This is a genomic window from Flavobacteriaceae bacterium HL-DH10, assembly GCA_031826515.1.
Classification (GTDB): Bacteria; Bacteroidota; Bacteroidia; order Flavobacteriales; family Flavobacteriaceae; genus Thalassobellus; species Thalassobellus suaedae.
In genome coordinates this window covers 653,438-676,073 of record CP134536.1, presented here as the reverse complement: position 1 = coordinate 676,073, position 22,636 = coordinate 653,438, and the positions used below count along the sequence as shown (strand labels likewise).

Genomic DNA, 22,636 nt, shown 5'->3' with positions numbered 1-22,636 from the left:
TTGGTTTTACATGGGGTTTATTATCGCTTCTTTAATAAAGAAGTGCCATGTATCTTCAATTAAAAATAGTAACAAACTAATTTCTCGTCCGAAAAAATAATACATGAAAACTTATAAAGAACAGCATAAACCGGCTTCAGATTTTGAGAGTCGATCAGATTACCTAGATCATGAATTGCAAATAATGAAACCTAAAAGATTCAAATTAAATCTTCCAGGAAGAGATTTTAGGTTTGAATGGGAAGATTTAGTGCCAGCACTTGCAGGAACTCTTGGTATTATAGCTATGTATTCGTCAGTAATGATGGCTTGGGCTAACGGTTTAACCGAAGCTTGGGATCACATTACACTAGGGAAGGAATTTGCTATTGAGGTATCTAGAGTGGAGATGATAATTCCTGCCTTTTTGTTTGTTATTTTGGCTTCTGGGTTTTTTAATCCTAGAGCAAATTTAGCAGGTAATCATGGACCTATGATTCCGCTTATTGCAACAATTGCTTTAGCAGGAGCGCACCCTTTAGCTTTAGCAATCTTAATTGGTGTATTTGGACTCTTACTTAGTTATTTTAAAGGTGGATCTCGCTTAGTAAATTTAACAAGTAAAGGCGTTGCTGGTGGATTATTAACCTTTTTAGGTTTTATGGGAGCAATAAGTCAAATTAAAACCATTCAAAATTGGGGCATGGGACTTGAATCAACAGCTGTTGAAGCAGGATCTATGGGTTATTTAGCCTTAATTATTTTAAGTTTTACAGTAATTTTATACAGTTTTCTTGCTCGAATAGATAAGCGTTGGTTAGCTATTCCTGCTTGTGCAATTTTAGCTTTAGCTATTGCTTTAATTGGAGGCGCTGGTTTTGATCTTCAAATTACAACAGAAATTGGATTGCCAAATCTTAATCCAGCATATTGGTGGGGAAGTACAGATGAAGGTTGGATGCTAGGTTTACCTAAAATGGAGCACTTTATTGCGTCTTTACCTTTCGCCATTTTAGCGGTAGCAATGTGGTCGCCAGATTTCTTAGGACATCGTATTTTTCAAGAAATGAATTACCCAAAGAAATCAGAGAAAGTCTTAATGGATGTTGATGATACTATGACCATGTGTTCAATCAGACAAATGGTTGGAACAGCTGTTGGTGGTGGTAATATTACATCATCTTGGGGTACTTATTTAATTCCGGCTGCAATAGCAAAAAGACCTATTCCAGCAGGAGCTATTCTTCTAGGTTTAATGGTTATGGCAGTTGCTATTTTAGGAAGCCCGATGGATGTAGCTGTATGGCCGCCAGTAAGATGTATTGCGTTACTTGTTGGTGTGTTTTTACCTATGATTGAAGCTGGTATTCAAATGATTAAAAAAAGTTCATGTGCACAAGCTGCCGGAGTTTGTGTTTTTATGGCTATGGTAACAAATCCAGTATTGGCTTGGGCTTTAGCTATGTTTTTAGATAATAATGGTTTAATAGGCGATAAAGATAGAGCTAAGAAGTTATCTGTTATAGATAGGTTAGTTATTCCATTGACTATACTCATTATTTGCGTTGCAGCAGTTCTTGTAGTAGGAATGCTTAGAGGAAGTTATGGTATTGAATCTTTCTTGTAATAAAAAATACAGTATTTAGAGTTTGTATAAAAAATTGAATGCTATTATGATAAACAGATCTGAAGCTTCATAAATTGGTTAACTATAAATCCTAAAAACCCCAATTTCATTTATTTGAAATTGGGGTTTTTGTTTTTATATAAAAAATAAAAATAATATATTATATGATTTATATCATTGAAAATCATGTGATTGTAATATAGTTTTATAGATAGTCTAAAATTGAAATTCATAAATTTTTATTAGAGTTTTAAATGAAGGCAAAATCTATTAACTATAAATATTATGGAACTACTAGAAGAAGCAAAAACAAGAGTTTACAGATTTGGAAATAAATCGGCTGACGGAAATAGTGAAATGAAAAATTTACTAGGTGGTAAAGGGGCAAATTTAGCAGAAATGAGTGCCATAGGTATTCCTGTTCCACCAGGATTTACGATTACTACAGAAGTTTGTACAGATTATAATTTACTTGGAGAAGAGGCTGTTTTAAGCATGATAAAAGAAGAGGTGGAAGCGTCTATTGTAAATATTGAAAGGTTAATGGGAACTAAATTTGGCGACAAAAATAATCCGTTACTGGTGTCTGTGCGTTCTGGCGCAAGGGTTTCTATGCCTGGGATGATGGATACTGTTTTAAATCTTGGTATAAACGATGAGGTTGTTTTAGGATTAGCAATAAAAACTAAAAACGAACATTTTGCTTGGGATTCTTACCGACGTTTTATTCAAATGTATGGCGGAGTGGTTTTAGGAATGAAGCCTGCTTCAAAAGAAGATATTGATCCGTTTGAAGAAATCATGGAAAACCTTAAAGAGAAAAGAGGTATTTATTTAGATACAGAATTTTCTATTCAAGATTTAAAAGATTTAGTTTATGATTTTAAAGATGCTGTTAAAAAACAAACAGGACATGATTTTCCGATAAATCCTTGGGATCAACTTTGGGGAGCCATTATAGCAGTTTTTAATAGTTGGAATGGTAATAGAGCTATTTACTACAGAAATATGCATGGGTATCCAGAAGATTGGGGAACGGCTGTGAATGTACAAGCTATGGTATATGGAAATATGGGCGACAATTCGGGTACAGGTGTTTGTTTTACACGTGATGCTGGAACTGGAGAAAATGTTTTTAATGGTGAATATTTAATAAATGCTCAAGGAGAAGATGTAGTTGCAGGCGTAAGAACACCACAGCAAATTACTAGATTAGGATCGAAACGTTGGGCAACATTAGCAAAAATTGAAGAGCAAGATAGATTCGAAAATTATCCATCATTAGAAGAATTAATGCCTTCTATTTATAAAGAATTGGATGCATATCAGCAAAAATTAGAAGGGCATTATCGCGATATGCAAGATATGGAGTTTACTATTCAAGATGGCAAACTTTGGATTTTACAAACCAGAACTGGTAAACGAACTGGTGCTGCTATGGTAAAAATAGCTATAGATCTTTTAAAAGAAAATAAGATTGATGAAGCAGAAGCGTTATTACGAATAGAGCCTAATAAACTAGATGAATTGTTACATCCCATTTTTGATCCTGATGCTTTAAAAACGGCTCTTATAATTGCACAAGGCTTACCTGCTTCTCCTGGTGCTGCGACTGGAAAAATTGTTTTTTTTGCAGATGAAGCCAATAAATTCAAGACTAGTATTTTAGTCAGAATTGAAACATCTCCTGAAGATTTAGAGGGTATGAATATTGCTAAGGGTATTTTAACTGCTCGTGGTGGTATGACCTCGCATGCCGCTGTTGTTGCAAGAGGTATGGGGAAATGCTGCATTTCTGGAGCAGGAGCTTTAAAAATTAATTATAAAAAGAGAACACTTACAGTAGACGGTCATGAATATCATGAAGGTGATTGGATTTCTTTAAACGGTTCTACAGGTAATATAATTGAAGGGAAAGTTAATACCATAGAGCCTAAATTAACAGGTGAGTTTGCAGAAATCATGAAACTGTCCGATAAGTATAGTGTTATGAAAGTAAGAACCAATGCCGATACCCCAAAAGATGCTCGAGTTGCACGGAGTTTTGGTGCACAAGGTATAGGTTTAACCAGAACGGAACATATGTTTTTTGAAGTTGACCGGATTAAAGCCATGCGAGAAATGATTTTGGCAGATACTGTAAAAGGAAGAAAGCTAGCTTTAGACGAATTATTACCCATGCAGCGAGAAGATTTTGAAGGTATTTTTGAAGCTATGGCAGGTTTACCAGTAACCATTAGGTTGTTAGATCCACCTTTACATGAATTTGTACCACATCAGTTAGAAACTCAAAGAAGTTTAGCTGAAGATATGCATATTTCATTAGAAGCCGTAAAAATAAAAGTGGCCGAATTAGAAGAGTTTAATCCTATGCTAGGACATAGAGGTTGCCGTTTAGGTATTACTTATCCTGAAATTACTGCAATGCAAACCCGAGCAATTATTGAAGCCGCTTTAAATGTAAAAGCAAAAGGTAAAATTGCTATTCCCGAAATCATGGTGCCTTTAGTAGGAACAGTTAAAGAATTTGAAGTACAAGAAGACATTATTAGAAATACAGCGCATACCGTTTTTAAAGAAAGAAATGATAGTATAGATTATTTGGTAGGAACCATGATTGAAATTCCTAGAGCAGCTTTATTAGCCGATAAGATTGCCAAACGGGCAGATTTCTTTTCATTTGGAACAAATGATTTAACTCAAATGACTTTTGGGTATTCGCGTGACGATGCTAGTAAATTCTTGCCTGTTTATCTTGAAAAAGGTGTTTTAAAAGTCGATCCGTTTGAAGTTTTAGATCAAGAAGGCGTAGGGCAGTTGGTTAAGATAGGAACAGAACGCGGTAGAAGTATAAAACCTAATTTAAAAGTTGGAATTTGTGGCGAACATGGTGGCGAACCTAGTTCGGTAGAATTTTGTTATAATGTAGGTATGAATTATGTGAGTTGTTCGCCTTATAGAGTACCAATTGCAAGATTAGTTTCTGCTCAAGCAGTAATAAAAGAAAAGGTATAGTGACTAATTCTTAAATTAAAATCCCTGATGTGTTTTAATACGCATCAGGGATTTTTTGATTTATATAGGTTTGAAACTATTTGTTTTCAATCCAAAGTCTAGCATTTAAAAATCCTTCTAACCAAGGTGTTACTTCATCCTTACGTCCTTCAGGGTAGTTTGCCCAGTTCCATTGGAAGGTAGAACGCTCAATATGTGGCATGGTTACTAAATGACGACCTGTTTTATCACACATCATAGCGGTGTTAAAATCAGAACCATTTGGGTTGTGAGGGTATCCTTCATAACCATATTTAGCAACAATTTGGTATTTATCTTCACCGTAAGGTAAATTAAATTTTCCTTCACCATGAGAAATCCAAACGCCTAAAGTACTTCCAGCAAGCGTTGAAAGCATTACCGAATTATTCTCTTGAATTTTAACTGATGTAAAAGAACTTTCGTGTTTATGCGAATCGTTATGAAGCATCTTACCATGAATTTCATGATCAGGGTTAATTTCTTCTAATTCCATAAACAATTGACAACCATTACAGATTCCAACAGATAACGTATCTTCTCTTTCAAAGAAATTCTGAATCGCCTTATTTGCTTTTTCGTTGTACTTAATAGCGCCGGCCCAACCTTTGGCAGACCCTAAAACATCGGAGTTGCTAAAACCTCCAACAGCACCTAAAAATTGAATATCTTCTAGAGTTTCACGACCCGAAATTAAATCGGTCATGTGTACATCTTTTACATCAAAACCTGCTAAATACATAGCGTTTGCCATTTCGCGTTCAGAATTACTTCCTTTTTCACGAAGAATAGCTGCTTTTGGTCTTTTTCCGTTTATTTCTGGCAGTTTTCCAGTAAACTGTTTTGGGAATGTATATTGAAGTGGCTGATTTTTATAATTATCAAAACGGTCTTGTGCTAAACCATTTGCTGTTTGTTTTTGATCTAATAAGAACGAGGTTTTATACCACACATCTCTTATTTCGGTAACATCAAAAGCAAACGTATCATCATTATTTTTAATGGTGATTTTTCCAGAATTGTTAGCGGTTCCTATATTGAAAAATTCAATATTGTTTTCAGCTAAAATGTTTTCAATAGATGCATCAGCCTGAAAAACAATACCCGAATTTTCAGAGAATAATACTTTAATTGAATCGTCTTCTAGTAAAGAAGAAATATTGTAATCTGCTCCTAAATTCACATCAGCAAAACACATTTCTAATAAGGTTGTAATTAATCCTCCAGAAGCCACATCATGTCCAGCAGAAATTTTATCTGCTTTGATTAGATTTTGAATGGTATTAAACACGTTTTTAACAAAAGCAGTGTTCTTTACATCGGGAGCATCGTTTCCAATGGTGTTTAAAACCTGATTGAAAGAACTTCCGCCTAGTTTAAAATCGTCTTGAGAAACATTTATATAATAAATATTTTGTCCGTTTACCTGTAAAACAGGTTCTACAACTTTACTGATTTCATTACAGTTTCCTGCAGCCGAAATAATAACGGTTCCAGGCGCAATAACATCTTCATTAGGATATTTTTGTTTCATTGATAAGGAATCTTTCCCTGTCGGCACATTGATTCCTAAATCTATAGCAAATTCTGAAACAGCTTCTACAGCTTTATACAAACGCGCATCTTCACCTTCATTTTTACAAGGCCACATCCAGTTAGCAGATAAAGAAACAGACGTTAAATTATCTTTTAATGGTGCCCAAATAATATTGGTAAGCGATTCTGTAATGGCATTTCTACTTCCTGCTTCCGGATTAATTAATGCCGAAATAGGTGCATGACCAATAGAAGTCGCAATACCTTCTTTTCCTTTATAATCTAGTGCCATAACACCTACGTTATTTAAAGGAATTTGTAAAGGTCCTACACATTGTTGTTTGGCAACTTTACCACCAACACAACGGTCTACTTTATTTGTTAACCAATCTTTACAAGCAACAGCTTCTAATTGTAACACTTGCTCTAAATAGATTTGTAAATTCTTGGTTTTATATCTCGGGTTTTTGTAATTTCTTAAAACCGTTTTGTCTGTTAAAATAGTTTTTGGCGAACTACCAAACATATCTTCCATGGCTAAATCCATAGGTTTATGTCCGTTGGTTTTAGATTCAAAAGTAAATCTATTGTCTCCTGTAACATCACCAACCGTGTACATTGGCGAGCGTTCGCGTTCTGCAATACGTTGTAAGGTATCAATATGCTTCTCGGCAATCACAAGTCCCATACGTTCTTGAGATTCGTTACCAATAATTTCTTTATCAGAAAGTGTTGGATCTCCAACAGGTAAAGCATCTAAATCTATCTTTCCACCCGTATCTTCAACTAGTTCTGATAAGCAATTTAAATGTCCGCCAGCACCATGATCGTGAATAGACACAATAAAGTTTTCTTCACTCTCTACCATACCACGAACGGCATTGGCAGCACGTTTTTGCATTTCCGGGTTAGAACGTTGTACAGCGTTTAATTCGATACCTGATGCAAATTCGCCAGTATCGGCACTAGATACCGCAGCACCACCCATACCAATTCTATAATTTTCACCACCAAGAATGACTATTTTATCGCCTTCTTTTGGTGTGTCTTTTAAAGCCTGTTCTTTTTTACCATAACCAATACCTCCAGCTTGCATAATTACTTTATCGAAACCAAGTTTTCTTGATTTTGAAGTGCTTGCCGAATCATTCTCAGCATGTTCAAAAGTAAGTACCGAACCAGTAATTAAAGGTTGTCCAAATTTATTTCCAAAATCGGATGCGCCATTTGATGCTTTAATTAAAATATCCATTGGCGTTTGGTATAGCCAATCTCTAGCTTCAAATTTTTGTTCCCAAGGTCTGTTTTCTTCTAAACGTGAATACGAGGTCATGTAAACCGCTGTTCCCGCTAGTGGTAGTGAGCCTTTTCCACCAGCTAATCTATCTCTAATTTCACCACCCGAACCTGTTGCAGCACCATTAAAAGGCTCAACTGTAGTTGGGAAATTATGTGTTTCCGCTTTAAGCGAAATAACCGAATTAAAATCTTGTGTAGTATAATAATCAGGAATATCGGCACGCTTAGGTGCAAATTGTTCCACTTTAGGGCCTTCAACAAAAGCCACATTATCTTTGTACGCCGAAACAATGGTGTTAGGGTGTGTTTCAGATGTTTTTCTAATTAATTTAAAAAGCGACGTTGGTTTTTCAACCCCATCAATAACAAACGTTCCGTTGAAAATCTTATGACGACAGTGTTCTGAGTTTACTTGCGAAAACCCAAATACTTCAGAATCGGTTAACGGTCTATCAATTTTTTTTGCAACACCTTCTAAATATGCTACCTCTTCATCGCTTAACGATAAGCCTTCCTGTGCATTGTAAGCTGCAATGTCTTCAATATTAAGAATAGGTTCTGGTTTAATATCGATGGTAAAAGAGTCTTGATTCAGTCCTTTGAATTTCTCAGAAATCATCGGGTCAAAATCTTGAAAATCTTCAGGAATAGCTTGAAATTCTTCAATTCTAATAATATCAGAAATTCCCATATTCTGGGTAATCTCAACCGCATTGGTACTCCAAGGCGTTATCATAGCCGCACGCGGTCCAACAAAAAAAGCATCTAGTGATGCTTGTTCTATTTTAGGTTGGTCACCAAATAACCAAACTAATTTTGAGATGCTCTCAGTTGATAATTCTTTTGTTGTTTGAACAGCAAATACCTTACTGGTTACGTTTCCAAAGAAATGAATCATTATATCTTGATTTGTTTGTTTAAAGAAAGTGCAAATTTACTTCTTTTTAGTTGAATTTCACGCAAAAATATTTATCCTAAGCAGAGAGTTATTAAGGGGTTTTAAACAGGTGTTTTTTGTTCTGGGCGTTACCCCGAAAAAGGGGGCGCAAAGCTCTTAAAGAAAAGGAACTTGAACTTGAAATATTAAAAAAGGCCGTGAACATCTTTTAGTTCATTGTTTTTCTATTTTAAATTAAGGGATTCATGAATGCTTCGCATTTCCAAGAACGATGGGAAATCTATGCATTTATCAGCTATAGCTTATAACCTGAAAAGGTATTTAAAATTCACCCAAAAAAGAGTGAAAAGTGGAGCAGGAATGCTTGCTTTATTTTTTTAGTAAAAAACAGTGTGTACAAGTTCGAAAAGTTGTTTTTAATGACCCTTAAAATAGTTAATTATAAAGTGATCTGAAAAAAGAAACGTCCTTAAAAGGCAGTTATAGAAGTCTGTTTTTTATAATTTAGTGACTTGTGCAACGGTTACCAGTGTTGTGCATCGTTATTATATGAAATTGCTTTTATGGTTTTTAGCATTCCAGTCTATATTAATAAATTGCTTTAATCAATTGCAAGAAATCTTCATTTAAAACATAATATTTAGTGCGTTAAGACATCGTATTCGTCCAACAATAAAAAAAAGATGATCTGTTTTGGTATAATATACGTATGTTAGTTAAGAGATAATACTAACTTAAACTTAAAAACGAATGAAAACTGTATCAAAATTATTAGCTATTATATTCCTTATGGGATTTGTAGCTTGTAAAGACACAAACAAGGAGGAGGAGGAAACTCTTGCGGCAATTGAAGAAATCGAAACTATTGAAAAGGAGTTGGAAGTGATTGCTGTAGATATTGAAAAGAGTGTGAAGGACTTAGAGGAGGCTTTGAAAGAACTTGGAGATGATCTTAAGGAGATAGATAATTAATAGATAAAGCATATTAATTATACTGAATTACAGGTATATTATTATCATAATTATTAATACAAAATTTAAACAAATGAAACATTTAAAATATATCATTTTAGCTACAGTTTTTATTATTTTAGTTGGACAACAAGAAATACACGCACAAGGAGAATCTAAAGTAGCTAAAGAAAAAGTCGAACAAAAGAAGCAGTCTATAGAGAAAGAGATAAAGGAGGATATCAAGAATGTAAGAGAGGATAAAAGAGAAGAAATGAAAACTTTGCGTGATCGCTTGAAAAAAGCTTCAACTGATGATGAACGCGAGGCTGTTCGAGAAAAGATGAAGGAATTAAGAGGTGATGTTAAAGAAGACATTAATGTATTGAAGGAAGATCTTCATGATGAAGAATTAGAGAAAGAAGCAAAATCTATACTCAAACAGGAAGAAAATGCAAAAAAGAATAATAGCAAAGGTAATGCTTACGGTAAAAGTAAAGGTGAGCTAAAGGGTAGGGATTTTGGTCTAGCTCGTGCTGCAGAAGCGAAAGCAAAAGTTAAGATATATGAAGAAAGACTAGAAAGAAACGATGAGGTTGTAAGAAAAGGTAAAACCAAGATTCTGCAAGCAAAAGAGCGTATCAAAAAGGCTAAAGAAGATAAGTCAATTACTGAAGAAGAGATCAAAGAAAGGGAAGAACGTATCAAAAAAGCCGAAAAGAGAATAAATAATTTAGAGGAAGCAATTCAAGGGGCTAAAGAAAAAATGAAAGAAAAGAAAGAACAGCTGTCAAAAGTTTTGCTTAAAAAAAATAATTAATTCATATTATCTAATAAATATAAAGGGCATTACTGTTGTAATGCCTTTTTTATATAATAAATAATTCTGATTATTTATTATAATTATTGTGAGTTTTTTCAAATTATGCACAACGGTCTCGTAAAAAAATAGTTGCGTGTGTTAGCACTTAACCTTGTAAGTACACACCAAACTGAAAATCCGTAAGGATTTTCAGAAGTAGGCGAGAACAAGCAATTACTTATGGCTATTGTTGTGCTTTCGTTATTTCTTTAATTTCTTATTAATTAATTCTATAATTGAATTTATTTCCTTTTGCATTTCTTCTAATCTCCCTTTGGTTTCTTTAAGTGATAAATATTTCCAGCGGTGTATTCCTTCATAAACTAAAATCAACATTCTTAAATTTTCATCTATATTTAAGAATTCCTTCATTTTTGGTTGATTTTCTAGTCTTTTTGGTAACGTTGTTGATCCTAACAAACGACTTAAATTTTGAGTGATTTCACTCTTTCCGTCATCTGTATCTTCAAAACGTTTTATACTGAGGGTTTGTAAACGTTTTAGGTCGATTAATCTATTTCTTATATTAGAAGGAATTAATCCAATATCACCAGTGCTCTGAAGTGATTCTATAGTATTTGTATTAAATGTCAAAGGTGGGGTTTCCAGATCGAGTTTGGAAATCTGTTCATAAAATTGAATTGGGTTTAATACCTCTTTGTTATATGCTTTTGTATATATATTATATTCATTTAGATAAATGCTAGACTCTTCAAGGTAGTGTTTAGAAAATTTAATATCACTTTTCAAGTCGTCTAATAATTGTCCATAATATTCTTGTGTCTTTTCGGCTAATTTTTGCTTTTCATTCCAGTTATTAATTTGAAGTGCAATTAATATTCCAATAACAACAAGGACTATTTCACCAATGGCATAAAGAAGATATTTACTGAATTTGTTTTCAGTCAACATTTTCTGTCTTATTTTTCTAAAGAATTTTATCATTGGTTAGCTGTTGGTTATAATGAAGCACAACTCGTTATATAATTACTTTTATTGCTTATATTTCGTAAATAAGTCAGGATATAGTAAGTGTTTTGCTACTGCTATCCTGTAAATATAATTAAATTTTCTTACGAATTTATGTAATAAAACTGACGATTATATATGGAAGTTTGTTTTAATACTCTTGTTCATGAATTAATAAAACTAAAAAAACCGAAGCCCATAGACTTCGGTTTTTCAATATGTAAAGGTATTGTGTTAAAACTAGTGTTAAGCTTTACGCTCTAACAACGCCATATAAAATCCATCAAAACCAGATTTATGTGACAGTACTTTTTTATCTTTTACAAGTGTGAAATTTTCACCTGCTTCCGATTTTAAAAAGGTTTCAACTTGGTCTTGGTTTTCAGAAGGTAACACCGAACAGGTCGCATACACCAGCTGTCCGCCAGCTTTAACCATTTTAGAATACTGTTGCAAAATCTCTTGTTGTGTTTTTTTTATTTTTTCAATAAAGTCTGGTTGTAGTTTCCATTTAGCATCCGGATTTCTACGTAACACACCCAATCCAGAACATGGTGCATCAATTAAAACACGATCGGCTTTATCGTAAAGTTTTTTAATCACTTTAGTCGATTCGATAACACGTGGTTCTATATTATGAGCCCCGTTGCGTTTCGCACGACGTTTTAATTCGTTCAATTTATTGCCATAAATATCCATAGCAATAATTTGACCTTTGTTTTCCATTAAGGATGCTATATGCAATGTTTTTCCGCCAGCACCTGCACAAGCATCAACCACGCGCATACCTGGTTTTACATTTAAAAATTCGGCTACTAATTGTGATGAAGCATCTTGTACTTCAAAATGGCCATTTTTAAAAGCTTCAGTAGAAAATACATTAGCACGTTCTCTTAATTTTAACGCATTTGGGTAGTTATCTATAAAATCGGTTTCAATATCTAAATCGAATAATTCTGTTTGTAGTTTTTCTTTAGTGGTTTTAAGGGTATTTACTCTTAAAATAACATCAGCTTGTTCGTTTAGTGCTGCAATTTCTTTACTCCAAATAGCATCGCCTAATTCTTTTCTACCCAGTTCATCCATCCAATCTGGAATAGATTCTTTAAATCTTCTGGTTTTTGAAAGTTCATCAAAACGCCCTTTTATTTTACGTAACGGTGTACCTTCAAAATATTTCCAATCTGGTAATTTAATACCTTTCAGCGTAGCCCAAACAGCAAACATACGCCACAGGTTATCTCTGTCAAACGGTTCTTTTACTTCAGCAATTTCAGCATATAAACGTTTCCAACGTACCATATCATACGTAGTTTCGGCAACAAAACCGCGGTCGCGAGCGCCCCAACGTTTATCACGTTTTAGGAGTTGTTGAATAACTTTATCGGCATACTTTCCTTCGTTAAATATTAATGTTAAACCATCAATAACTGCAAAGCATAAATTTCTGTGTAATCGCATCGTGTGTAAATAAGGCTGCAAAGTTACGTTTAAAATGTTGATTTGTTAAATCGTTTATCTGTTTATTCATTTGACTTATCTATTTTTATAAAAATTTGAAATTTATGAAGCGCATTATGCTATTGTTATTAATTACAGTTTTCTTTTCTTGTAAAAAGGAAAATCAATTTATTTCTAGAAATATTAAGTCTGTTACGGTAGAAACCATTTTACAAGATTCCTTATTAAGTATTCGAGCTATTGATATATTGAATGATAAGAGTTTGGCTTTTGCAGCTAATAATGGTGCTTTCGGCTTGTATAATCCGAAGACAAAATTGTGGCAGACCTCAGTTCAAAAGTATGATACGTTAAACTTACATTTTAGGGCGATTGCGCATACAAGTACTGATTTTTTTATGCTAAGTATTGAAAATCCCGCTTTATTATTCAAAACTGGAGATACAGGAAAAATGGAACTGGTTTATAAAGAAGCTGGGGCAGGTGTTTTTTATGATGCTATAACTTTTTGGAATGATAACGAAGGTATTGCGGTAGGCGATAGTACGAATGGCTGTTTATCAATTATTATAACAAGAGATAGTGGGCAAACATGGCAAAAACTACCATGTGAGAACTTGCCAAAAGCCGAGACAGATGAAGGTGCTTTTGCTGCAAGTAATACCAATATTAAAGTACTAGGAAATAAAACATGGATAGCTACTACAAGTGGCAATGTGTATTTTTCTGAAGATAAAGGGGTGTCTTGGGACGTTGTAAACACACCTATAGTGCAAGACAAAGCCACCGAAGGTATTTATTCCATTGATTTTTATGATGAACAAAACGGTTTTGCTATTGGAGGCGATTATACAAATCCAGATGTAAATGCTACTAATAAAATAAAAACAACAGATGGTGGAAAAACTTGGATTTTAGTGGCTGAAAATCAAATTCCAAATTATAAAAGTTGTGTGCAATATATTCCGAATAGAAAAGGGAATGAGTTGGTTGCTGTTGGTTTTAACGGTATCGATTTTAGTATGGATTCTGGTGAGTTATGGAAGCACATTAGCGATGAACGTTTTTATAGTATTCGATTTTTAAACGATTCTGTGGCGTATGCTTCTGGAGCAGAAAGGATTTCAAAACTTACTTTTAGAGAATAAAAGAGGAGCTAAATAGCTCCTCTTTTATTATTCTGGTTTTTTACGGTTTTGTCGCATTTGTTTAAAATGTTCAAACAGTTTCTTTTTAAAATCTTCTTCAGATATTTTTAGCAATATTATTTTTTTAGGAGATATTATTTTTTTGAGCTTGCTAATAAGCTTAGTATCTTCATCGTGTAATTTTTTTTCTAAATCAGATAATTGATTTAAAAGTTCAGTAGCTCTTTCATTAGACATGGTAGCGATATCCTGTTTTATTTCATGCCTAATTTTTCTAATATCAGAAAATTTGATTTTTATTGTTACATCATCATAAGCATTATAAATAGGCCAAAATTGTTGTGCTTCCTGTTCAGTTAATTCTAGTCTTTCTGTAATAAAAGACACTTTAAGTGCTTTTATTTTATCTCTGCCTTTTTGGGCAAATGTGCTTAATGATAGTAACAGCACAAATAATGGGAGTATAAATTTTTTCATTTGTTTATAATTTTTGTTTTATTCAAAATATAAATCTTCAACGTCTAGATGATTTATTAAGTAGGTTTCAATATTGTTTTCATTAAAATCAATTTCTATAAAATCAGCATTATTGAGCTCCTCGGTTGTTAGTAATGATGCTATTTCGTAAGAGTCTAAAACATCTTCGCTCATCATGTAATCTTCAACCGTTTCAGTATCTAATGACGCCCAAGTAGTGGTGTTTTTAAAAATTGATAAATTAAAAAGTAATAACACAGCTGCAGCAACACTGGATATGTAAACGAGGTTTCTTTTATTAAATATCGATATTACTTTTGGTGTTTTTTTATTTGAGGTTTTTTCAATAATACGGTCTTCCAAAGTTTCAAAATAATCTTTGGGTGTTTTAAAACCAGAAACACTAGATAGTTCTTTAAGTTTTATTTCACTTAAAATAGAATCTTCAAGAGTATTAAAGTAATCTTTAGGTACTTTAAATCCAGTTTCGTTAATATTATTTATGTTCTTTTTTTGCATCTTATTAATAAGACTATTTTTTTTGTTAAAGGTTTAATCTTTAGTTAAATAGATTTCTATTTTTTTTACGGCGATATGGTAGGATGCTTTTAGAGCACCTTCGCTTGTTTCTAAAATATCTGCCATATCTTTATATTTTATATCTTCAAAATATTTCATATTAAAAACCAATTGTTGTTTTTCCGGTAGTGTTGCTATCGCTTTTTGCAATTTTAATTGAATTTCACTGCCTTCAAAATATACATCGGAAGTTAAATTGTTTATGGCTAATTGTTGTACTTCTTCATTAGTTGTTTGTAATCGTTTTGCGTTTTTATTTATGAATGTTATAGACTCGTTAGTTGCAATGCGATACATCCATGAAAAGAGTTTGCTATCTCCTTTAAAGTTATGAATATTTTTATAAATTTTTATAAATGTATTTTGAAGCACATCATCTGTATCGTCATGCGACTTTACAATATTACGGATGTGCCAATACAAGCGTTCTTTGTAAAGTGTTATTAATACACGAAAGGCTTGTTCTCTTTGGCTTTCTGATTTAAGTTGTTCTATTAATTGTACTTCGTCAGTCACAAAAGTAGTTTCGTTTTAGACTACTAAATATACTAAAAGTTTAACCTTAATTATTTTTAAAACATATAAAAACCTAAGTAGTTGTTATTCAGTTACTTGAAATATAAAAGATCGATTAAGTGTATTTAAAATTCGATTAAACGCATTTTTTCTTGTCAGAAATGTTTATTTAATATATATTTGTATCAGAAACCTACTTATGTTGTTAGTCGTCCCCAAGTCTAACAAGAACAAAAAAAAGGATAGAAACCCAAATCTCTATCCTTTTTTATATTTTATACCTTTTGTAATTGTTTATTCGAAGCTTTGCATATCTACTAATTTTTGATAAACACCTTTTTTATCAATTAGCTCATTATGCTTTCCTTGTTCTACAATTTCTCCTTTATTTAGGACTACAATTTCATCGGCATTTTGAATGGTAGAAAGTCTATGTGCTATAACAATAGAAGTTCTGTTCTTCATCATATTTTCTAATGCTACTTGTACTAAGCGTTCGCTTTCAGTATCTAAAGCAGAGGTTGCTTCATCTAAAACCATAATAGGAGGGCTTTTAAGAACAGCACGCGCAATACTAAGGCGTTGTTTTTGTCCGCCAGAAAGTTTGTTTCCAGAGTCTCCAATATTTGTTTCAATACCTTTTGGTAAATCTTTTACAAATTCCCAGGCATTAGCAATTTTTAGAGCGTCAATAACGTCTTCATCGGTAGCATTCTCTTTTCCTAATTTCAGGTTGTTTTTGATGCTATCATTAAAAAGGATAGCATCTTGGGTTACAATACCAAGTTGACTTCTTAAAGAGCTTGTTGTTAAATCTCGAATATCAATACCATCAATTAAAATATTGCCTTTGTTTACATCGTAAAAACGTGTTATAAGATTAGCGATGGTAGATTTTCCACTTCCAGATTGTCCTACCAGAGCAACAGTTTTTCCTTTTGGAATTTTTAAAGAGAAATCTTTTAAAACATACTCATCTTGATATTTAAAAGAAATGTTTTTGAATTCAATTTCAGAATCAAAACTATTTTTTACAATGGCATTGTCTATGTCCTTTAAAGGATTTGGTGTATCGATAATTTCTTGAATCCGTTCTGCAGCTGCACCTCCTTTTTTAATGTTGTAAAGACCACGAGAAATCGCTTTAGCAGGTGTTAAAATGTTATAAGCCAATCCCATGTATATTATAAAACTACTACTGTCTAGAGCTAGATTAGGGTCTGCAGTTAGTACCAGATTACCACCATACCATAATATTACAGCAATCATACAAATACCTAGAAATTCGCTGGTTGGTGATGCTAAGTTCTGTCGATTTAATAGTTTGTTAGAAAAATGATAAAAACGCATGGTAGATTCTTGGAATTTACCATTAAAATTCTCTTCAGCATTAAATCCTTTTATAATTCTTAAGCCCGTTAGGGTTTCCTCTAAAGTAGACAAAAAAGTCCCTTGTTCTTTTTGAACACGATCGGATTTTCGTTTTAAACTTTTACCAATTTTTGATATAATAAAACCCATTATAGGAATAAAAACAAATACAAATAAGGTTAGTTTTACACTTATTATAAGCATTGCCGTTATAGTAAAAATAATAGTTAGTGGTTCTCTAACAATAAGTTCTAAAACAGATAAAAATGAATATTGTAAATCTAAAACATCACTAGTAACACGCGATAAAATATCTCCTTTTCGTTTTTCAGAAAAATAAGAAAGCGGAAGTTCTACAGTTTGTTTATATACTTTGTTTCTAAGGTCTCTAATAACACCATTTCTTAAAAACACTAAAAAATAATTAGCTAAATAACCTGAAATGTTTTTTAATAAGAACATCACAATAATAAGTCCGACAACGAGTATAAGTGCTTTAGAATTATCGCCACCAGTAAACTGATTCATTTGATATGCTAAATAATCTTCAGCAAAATCCCCGAGTTTTGAAAATTCTATATTCGATGAAAATACGGGTTTAATTGATGGTGCAATTTTTTCTTTCTTAAAAATAACATCCAGCATGGGTTTTAAAGCCACAAAAGATAAGGTGCCAAATAAAGCAAAAAACACATTAGAAATAATGTGTCCTATTGCAAACCTTTTGTATGGTTTCGCATACTTAAGTATGTTATAAAAATGATTCATTAAATGAGTTTCATGTCTTTTAAAATATCCTCTGCTTTAGTGTCTAGTAGAGTTTCTGTTTGCTTGAAATTTTCAACAGCATCTAATTTTGTATTGACGCTTACGTAGAATTTTATTTTTGGTTCTGTTCCACTTGGTCTTAAAGCAATTTGACTTCCATCTTCAGTATAATAAATTAATACGTTAGATTTTGGAATATCAATAGTGCTTTCTTCACCAGTTAACATATTTTTAGAGATTGATAAGTCGTAATCTTCAAACTTAACCACTTTAGAGCCATTAATCTCTTTTAAAGGCGTTTCTCTGGCATCAACCATCATTTGTTTAATTTCTTCTGCGCCTTCAATACCTTTTTTAGTTAAGGAAATTAATTTTTCTTTGTAAAAACCGTGTTCAGTATATAAGTTTAAAAGTTCGTTGAAAAATGAACTGCCTTGAGATTTTGTTATCGCAGCAATTTCGCAAGCTAAAAGGGTAGAGGTCACGGCATCTTTATCGCGCACAAAATCGCCTACCATGAAACCAAAACTTTCTTCACCACCACCAACAAAGTCCAGCTCTGGGAAATCATGAATTAGTTTAGCAATCCATTTAAACCCTGTTAAAACTATTTTACTTTCTACGTTGTAAGCCTCAGCTAATTTGCTAAGCATTGGTGTAGATACTATCGTTGAAGCAATAAACTCTTTGCCTTTAATTTTGTTTTCTGCTTTCCATTGTTTTAATAAGAAATCAGTCATCATGAGCATGGTTTGATTTCCGTTTAAGAGCTGTAATTCATTATCTGCATTACGAACCGCTACACCTAATCTATCACAATCAGGATCGGTTCCAATAACAATATCAGCATTCACTTTTTCAGCTAATTCTAAAGCCATTTTTAAAGCTGCAGGTTCTTCTGGGTTTGGCGATTTAACTGTTGGAAAATCTCCGTTTGGAACTTCTTGTTCTTTTACAATATGCACATTTTTATAGCCTGCACGTTTTAAGGTTTCAGGAACTGCTGTAATAGATGTACCGTGAAGCGATGTAAACACAATTGTTAAATCGTCTTTTGCAGCATCAGTAGCTCCTACACATCCGTTTTTAACAGAGGCATCAATAAAAATATTATCAACATCTTCTCCTATATATTTTATTAGACTATTATTGGCTTCAAATTTAATATCGGCATAATCTAAAGCATTAATCATATTAATAACAGCACTATCATGCGGAGGGACTAGTTGTCCACCATCTTGCCAATAAACTTTGTAACCATTATATTCTGGTGGATTATGAGATGCTGTTAAAACAATACCACAGTGGCAGTTTAAATGTTTTACTGCGAATGATAATTCTGGAGTTGCACGTAAATCTTCAAACAAATACACTTCAATCCCATTTGCTGAAAACACATCGGCAACCACTTTTGCTAATGTTTTACTATTATGTCTACAATCGTAAGCAATAACAGCTTTGGGAGTTTCGTTAGGAAATTGTTTGTGTAAATAATCACTTAAGCCTTGCGTACTTTTTCCAAGGGTATATTTATTGATACGGTTGGTGCCTACACCCATAATGCCACGCATACCACCAGTTCCGAATTCTAAGTCTTTATAAAAACTTTCTTGAATATCTTCAGGGTCATTAGCAATACTACTTTTTATAAAAGCTTGCGTGTCTTCATCAAATGTTGGCGTTAACCAGCTGTTAATTCTGTCTAAAATTTTTGGTTCAATGTGTATCATAATGTCTTAAAAAATATGCTTCAAAAGTAAGCAATTGTCAGAGAATAATTTAAAAAATAGTTTTCGTATTAACGAATATCAAGCTGTTTTTTTAGCTGTTAATTTAAATTTAATTCATCTTTAACCAAATATCGTTTTTTGTCTTGTTTGGTACGTAATATAATTTCGCCTAAAAATCCAGCTACGAAAAATTGTGTACCAATAATCATGGTAACTAGTGATATATAGAATTGAGGGCGTTGTGTTATAAGTCGTCCAGAAGGATTTAAAAATAATTTATCGACACCTAGATAGGTTGCAAAACCAAATCCTATTGCAAACATAATAAAACCTAAAGCTCCAAATAAGTGCATGGGACGTTTACCAAAACGCGATAGAAACCATATGGTAATGAGGTCTAAAAAACCGTGAATAAAACGATCCATTCCAAATTTGGTTTCGCCATATTTTCTTGCTTGGTGTTGAACTACTTTCTCTCCAATTTTTGTAAAACCAGCATTTTTAGAGAGTACGGGGATGTATCGGTGCATTTCGCCATTAACATCAATCTGTTTAACAACATCAATTTTATAAGCTTTTAGTCCACAATTAAAATCATTTAATTTAACACCAGACGTTTTTCTAGCAGCCCAATTGAATAATTTTGAAGGTAGGTTTTTTGAAATAACAGAATCGTAACGTTTCTTTTTCCAGCCAGAAACCAAATCGAAACCATCATTTACAATCATATAATATAGTTCTGGAATTTCATCTGGATTGTCCTGTAAGTCGGCATCCATAGTAATAACGACATCTCCTTTAGCTTTTTCAAAACCCGCATGTAAGGCTTGTGATTTTCCGAAGTTTTTTAAAAACCGAATACCTTTAGTGTTTTCGTTTTTTACTGATAATTGTTTTATAATATTCCAAGAATCATCAGTACTGCCATCATCAATAAAAATGATTTCATAAGAAAAATGATTGGATTGCATGACTTTAACAATCCAATCGTGTAATTCGGTTAAAGAGTCTTGTTCGTTAAGTAGTGGTATAACTACAGATATATTCATCTATATATTTTCAAATAATATTCAAAAATACTGAATTTATTCTGCGTTTGGGTTACTTTTTTTCATAGCTGCGGCAACTAACAATCCTATAATCGCAAAAAAGATGATACTTTGAGCTAAAGATTTGAGCTGAGTACCTAAAGCAAAGGTGTCTTGACTTTCAATTTTATTAACACTTTCAGCAATAGCTTCTACAGGAGCATTCATACTTCTCATTAAATCTTCAGTATTGTTAATTAAAATGTTTTTTATTTCTATTGCAGCATCAGGGTCAATAAAATTAAAAAGGATAATTGAAACAAATGTGCTAATAATTATTCCAATAGAAACAGTTATGAAAAATGAAGAAAAGGCTTCTTTAAAAGAAAGAAAACCATTAAATTGGGCTTTGATTTTTGCGGTAGCAACAATTCCAAAAATTACAATAGCTAATGGCAATATTAAAAGCATAGCCCAATAATTCACTAATAATCCTAGATTTATAGCATATCCAATAAGTGTATATAAAGACAAACCAATGCCTAAATATAAGCCATAATTAATTGCGATAGTTTTTAAAGATTTTTCCATAATGTTTTTGATAATATTGTTAGTTGACTAGTTAGTAACCAAAGATAATAAAACGTTACATTTGTAATGAAAATAAAAAATATTAAAAAGTGTTGTAGATTTATAAAAATTAGTTAAATTTGCACTTCCAAAATTGAAAAGAATTAAAGCATTTAGCGATGAGAAAAGGTATACACCCAGAAAATTATAGAATAGTAGCATTCAAAGATATGTCTAATGAAGATGTGTTTTTAACAAAGTCTACTGCGAATACAAATGAAACTCTAGAGGTTGATGGTGTTGAGTATCCATTAATAAAAATGGAGATTTCAAGAACATCTCATCCTTTTTATACTGGTAAATCTAAATTAATAGATACTGCTGGTCGTATTGATAAATTCAAAAATAAATACGCGAAGTTCAAAAAATAAGTTTTGCGCTATAAAATATTTTAAAAGCCTTTCAGTAATGAAAGGCTTTTTTGTTTTATACAATTAAACTATTTTTGATTAAACTAAAGTTAATTAGTTAAGGTTTGGAAAACTTTTAACTTTTAACTTTTAACTTTTAATTTTTGTATGAATTATATCCTTTTTGACGGACCATTTCGCAATAACTTATTGCCTTTTACATATACTAGACCTGTTGCAGATATTAGAGTGGGGATATTAACTATTAGGGAAAAGTGGGAAACTTTTTTAGGTGCTACCACCACGACGGTTACCGAAGATTATTTGTCTGACAAATATCCTATGGTAGAAATGGAAGAGAATGTTATGATCAATGCATCATATTTACCAAATTCTGAATTAGTTAGTATTGTAAAAGATTTAAAAGAAAATCAAGTTGTTTTTAAAGGAGAAGATATTATAGCTTTCTTCGCAAAAGAATCACAAGAGGATATTGATTTTGATACATTTGATGCTATAGAGTTTTCCAGTGATATTATTAAGATTGAAAATACTTGGGATATTTTTTCTAAAAATGGAAAGGCAATTCAAGAAGATTTTGATTTAATTACTGAGGATGAGATTTCTCAACCAATCCCAGAAAGCAACAACATAATTGCCCCAGAAAATATTTTTATAGAAGAAGGGGCTTCGTTAGAATTTACAACACTTAACGCGTCTAATGGTCCTATATATATAGGGAAAAACACATTAATAATGGAAGGTGCTCTTATTCGAGGACCTTTAGCTTTGTGTGAAGGTGCTGTTGTGAAATTAGGGGCTAAAATTTATGGACCTACTACAATTGGCCCTCACAGTAAAGTTGGTGGAGAGATTAATAATACCGTTATTTTCGCCAATTCAAATAAAGGTCATGATGGTTTCTTGGGAAATTCCGTTTTAGGTGAATGGTGTAATTTAGGTGCAGATACCAATAATTCTAACTTGAAAAATAATTATGCCGAGGTTAGGCTTTGGGATTATCAAACTGAAGGCTTTGCAAAAACAGGATTACAGTTTTGTGGACTCATGATGGGCGATCACAGTAAATGTGGAATAAATACCATGTTTAATACGGGGACTGTTGTGGGGGTTAGTGCTAATATTTTTGGAAGTGGTTTTCCAAGAAATTTTGTACCAAGTTTTAGTTGGGGCGGAAATAGCGGTTTTACAACCTATTTAACTAAAAAATCTTTTGAAGTAGCAGAAGTCGTTATGTCTAGACGTCAGGTTGAATTTACCCAACAAGATAAAGATATTTTAGAACACGTTTTTGAAGAAACAAAGAAATATAGACGTGAATAGTTTGGTTTAATGTGTTGGTGATTAGGTGTGTATTTTCTTTTTCGTTAAAGCGTAAATAAGAGAAAGGTTGCGATGACGTT

Annotated in this window: 17 protein-coding genes; 7 read left to right on the top strand and 10 right to left on the bottom strand. The window is 32.6% G+C overall.

Annotation, left to right across the window (positions count from 1 at the left end; genetic code table 11):
• Positions 1–103 precede the first annotated feature (103 nt).
• Positions 104–1,606 carry a DUF3360 family protein gene (locus tag RHP49_02935; GenBank protein ID WNH13217.1) on the top strand — a complete coding sequence of 501 codons (1,503 nt, stop codon included), beginning with the start codon at positions 104–106 and terminating at the stop codon, positions 1,604–1,606.
• 285 nt (positions 1,607–1,891) lie between these two features.
• Positions 1,892–4,621, top strand: coding sequence for a pyruvate, phosphate dikinase (gene ppdK / locus RHP49_02930; GenBank protein WNH13216.1), 2,730 nt, complete (start codon positions 1,892–1,894; stop codon positions 4,619–4,621).
• Positions 4,622–4,697: 76 nt separating this feature from the next.
• On the opposite strand, the gene purL is transcribed toward ppdK, so the two are convergent.
• Entirely contained in the window at positions 4,698–8,372 is a 3,675-nt protein-coding gene (purL, locus tag RHP49_02925; GenBank protein ID WNH13215.1) for a phosphoribosylformylglycinamidine synthase, read from the bottom strand.
• Between the two features lie 750 nt (positions 8,373–9,122).
• Between purL and RHP49_02920 the strand changes: the two genes are divergently transcribed.
• The gene (locus RHP49_02920; GenBank protein WNH13214.1) at positions 9,123–9,344 is read left to right on the top strand and encodes a hypothetical protein; all 222 of its coding nucleotides are present in this window, start codon (positions 9,123–9,125) and stop codon (positions 9,342–9,344) included.
• 73 nt (positions 9,345–9,417) lie between these two features.
• Entirely contained in the window at positions 9,418–10,143 is a 726-nt protein-coding gene (locus RHP49_02915) for a hypothetical protein (GenBank protein ID WNH13213.1), read from the top strand.
• A 243-nt stretch (positions 10,144–10,386) separates the two neighbouring features.
• Here the strand turns inward: RHP49_02915 and RHP49_02910 are convergent, their stop codons facing one another.
• A complete protein-coding gene (locus RHP49_02910; protein WNH13212.1) occupies positions 10,387–11,130 on the bottom strand; it encodes a DUF6090 family protein in 744 nt (247 codons plus the stop codon).
• Positions 11,131–11,400: 270 nt separating this feature from the next.
• On the bottom strand, positions 11,401–12,615 hold the full coding sequence (locus RHP49_02905) for an RsmB/NOP family class I SAM-dependent RNA methyltransferase (GenBank protein WNH13211.1): 1,215 nt from the start codon (positions 12,613–12,615) through the stop codon (positions 11,401–11,403).
• 104 nt (positions 12,616–12,719) lie between these two features.
• On the opposite strand from RHP49_02905, the gene RHP49_02900 reads away from it, so the two are divergent.
• Positions 12,720–13,763 carry an oxidoreductase gene (locus RHP49_02900; protein ID WNH13210.1) on the top strand — a complete coding sequence of 348 codons (1,044 nt, stop codon included), beginning with the start codon at positions 12,720–12,722 and terminating at the stop codon, positions 13,761–13,763.
• 27 nt (positions 13,764–13,790) lie between these two features.
• Here the strand turns inward: RHP49_02900 and RHP49_02895 are convergent, their stop codons facing one another.
• The 7 genes from RHP49_02895 to RHP49_02865 form a co-directional block, all read right to left on the bottom strand.
• A complete protein-coding gene (locus RHP49_02895) occupies positions 13,791–14,240 on the bottom strand; it encodes a hypothetical protein (GenBank protein ID WNH13209.1) in 450 nt (149 codons plus the stop codon).
• Positions 14,241–14,258: 18 nt separating this feature from the next.
• The gene (locus RHP49_02890; protein WNH13208.1) at positions 14,259–14,759 is read right to left on the bottom strand and encodes a hypothetical protein; all 501 of its coding nucleotides are present in this window, start codon (positions 14,757–14,759) and stop codon (positions 14,259–14,261) included.
• Between the two features lie 33 nt (positions 14,760–14,792).
• Complete coding sequence (locus RHP49_02885; protein ID WNH13207.1) at positions 14,793–15,335, bottom strand: RNA polymerase sigma factor; 543 nt, start codon at positions 15,333–15,335, stop codon at positions 14,793–14,795.
• Between the two features lie 294 nt (positions 15,336–15,629).
• Positions 15,630–17,474 (bottom strand): ABC transporter ATP-binding protein, encoded by a 1,845-nt coding sequence (locus RHP49_02880; protein ID WNH13206.1) that lies wholly within the window; start codon positions 17,472–17,474, stop codon positions 15,630–15,632.
• Entirely contained in the window at positions 17,474–19,204 is a 1,731-nt protein-coding gene (locus RHP49_02875) for a phospho-sugar mutase (GenBank protein ID WNH13205.1), read from the bottom strand. The genes RHP49_02880 and RHP49_02875 overlap by 1 nt, the downstream gene beginning before the upstream one ends.
• Positions 19,205–19,302: 98 nt before the next feature.
• Complete coding sequence (locus tag RHP49_02870; GenBank protein ID WNH13204.1) at positions 19,303–20,253, bottom strand: glycosyltransferase family 2 protein; 951 nt, start codon at positions 20,251–20,253, stop codon at positions 19,303–19,305.
• 36 nt (positions 20,254–20,289) lie between these two features.
• Positions 20,290–20,823, bottom strand: a complete 534-nt coding sequence (locus RHP49_02865) for a DUF4199 domain-containing protein (GenBank protein WNH13203.1) — start codon at positions 20,821–20,823, stop codon at positions 20,290–20,292.
• A 158-nt stretch (positions 20,824–20,981) separates the two neighbouring features.
• On the opposite strand from RHP49_02865, the gene RHP49_02860 reads away from it, so the two are divergent.
• The gene (locus RHP49_02860; protein ID WNH13202.1) at positions 20,982–21,233 is read left to right on the top strand and encodes a type B 50S ribosomal protein L31; all 252 of its coding nucleotides are present in this window, start codon (positions 20,982–20,984) and stop codon (positions 21,231–21,233) included.
• Between the two features lie 147 nt (positions 21,234–21,380).
• Positions 21,381–22,556, top strand: coding sequence for a GlmU family protein (locus tag RHP49_02855; GenBank protein ID WNH13201.1), 1,176 nt, complete (start codon positions 21,381–21,383; stop codon positions 22,554–22,556).
• The last annotated feature ends 80 nt before the right edge of the window (positions 22,557–22,636 follow it).

Excerpts from the sequence above, each read along its gene's own strand:
- RHP49_02935 (WNH13217.1), top strand. The coding sequence starts at position 104 with ATGAAAACTTATAAAGAACAGCATAAACCGGCTTCAGATTTTGAGAGT.
- ppdK (WNH13216.1), top strand. The coding sequence starts at position 1,892 with ATGGAACTACTAGAAGAAGCAAAAACAAGAGTTTACAGATTTGGAAAT.
- purL (WNH13215.1), bottom strand. The coding sequence starts at position 8,372 with ATGATTCATTTCTTTGGAAACGTAACCAGTAAGGTATTTGCTGTTCAA.
- RHP49_02920 (WNH13214.1), top strand. The coding sequence starts at position 9,123 with ATGAAAACTGTATCAAAATTATTAGCTATTATATTCCTTATGGGATTT.
- RHP49_02915 (WNH13213.1), top strand. The coding sequence starts at position 9,418 with ATGAAACATTTAAAATATATCATTTTAGCTACAGTTTTTATTATTTTA.
- RHP49_02910 (WNH13212.1), bottom strand. The coding sequence starts at position 11,130 with ATGATAAAATTCTTTAGAAAAATAAGACAGAAAATGTTGACTGAAAAC.
- RHP49_02905 (WNH13211.1), bottom strand. The coding sequence starts at position 12,615 with ATGCGATTACACAGAAATTTATGCTTTGCAGTTATTGATGGTTTAACA.
- RHP49_02900 (WNH13210.1), top strand. The coding sequence starts at position 12,720 with ATGAAGCGCATTATGCTATTGTTATTAATTACAGTTTTCTTTTCTTGT.
- RHP49_02895 (WNH13209.1), bottom strand. The coding sequence starts at position 14,240 with ATGAAAAAATTTATACTCCCATTATTTGTGCTGTTACTATCATTAAGC.
- RHP49_02890 (WNH13208.1), bottom strand. The coding sequence starts at position 14,759 with ATGCAAAAAAAGAACATAAATAATATTAACGAAACTGGATTTAAAGTA.
- RHP49_02880 (WNH13206.1), bottom strand. The coding sequence starts at position 17,474 with ATGAATCATTTTTATAACATACTTAAGTATGCGAAACCATACAAAAGG.
- RHP49_02875 (WNH13205.1), bottom strand. The coding sequence starts at position 19,204 with ATGATACACATTGAACCAAAAATTTTAGACAGAATTAACAGCTGGTTA.
- RHP49_02870 (WNH13204.1), bottom strand. The coding sequence starts at position 20,253 with ATGAATATATCTGTAGTTATACCACTACTTAACGAACAAGACTCTTTA.
- RHP49_02865 (WNH13203.1), bottom strand. The coding sequence starts at position 20,823 with ATGGAAAAATCTTTAAAAACTATCGCAATTAATTATGGCTTATATTTA.
- RHP49_02860 (WNH13202.1), top strand. The coding sequence starts at position 20,982 with ATGAGAAAAGGTATACACCCAGAAAATTATAGAATAGTAGCATTCAAA.
- RHP49_02855 (WNH13201.1), top strand. The coding sequence starts at position 21,381 with ATGAATTATATCCTTTTTGACGGACCATTTCGCAATAACTTATTGCCT.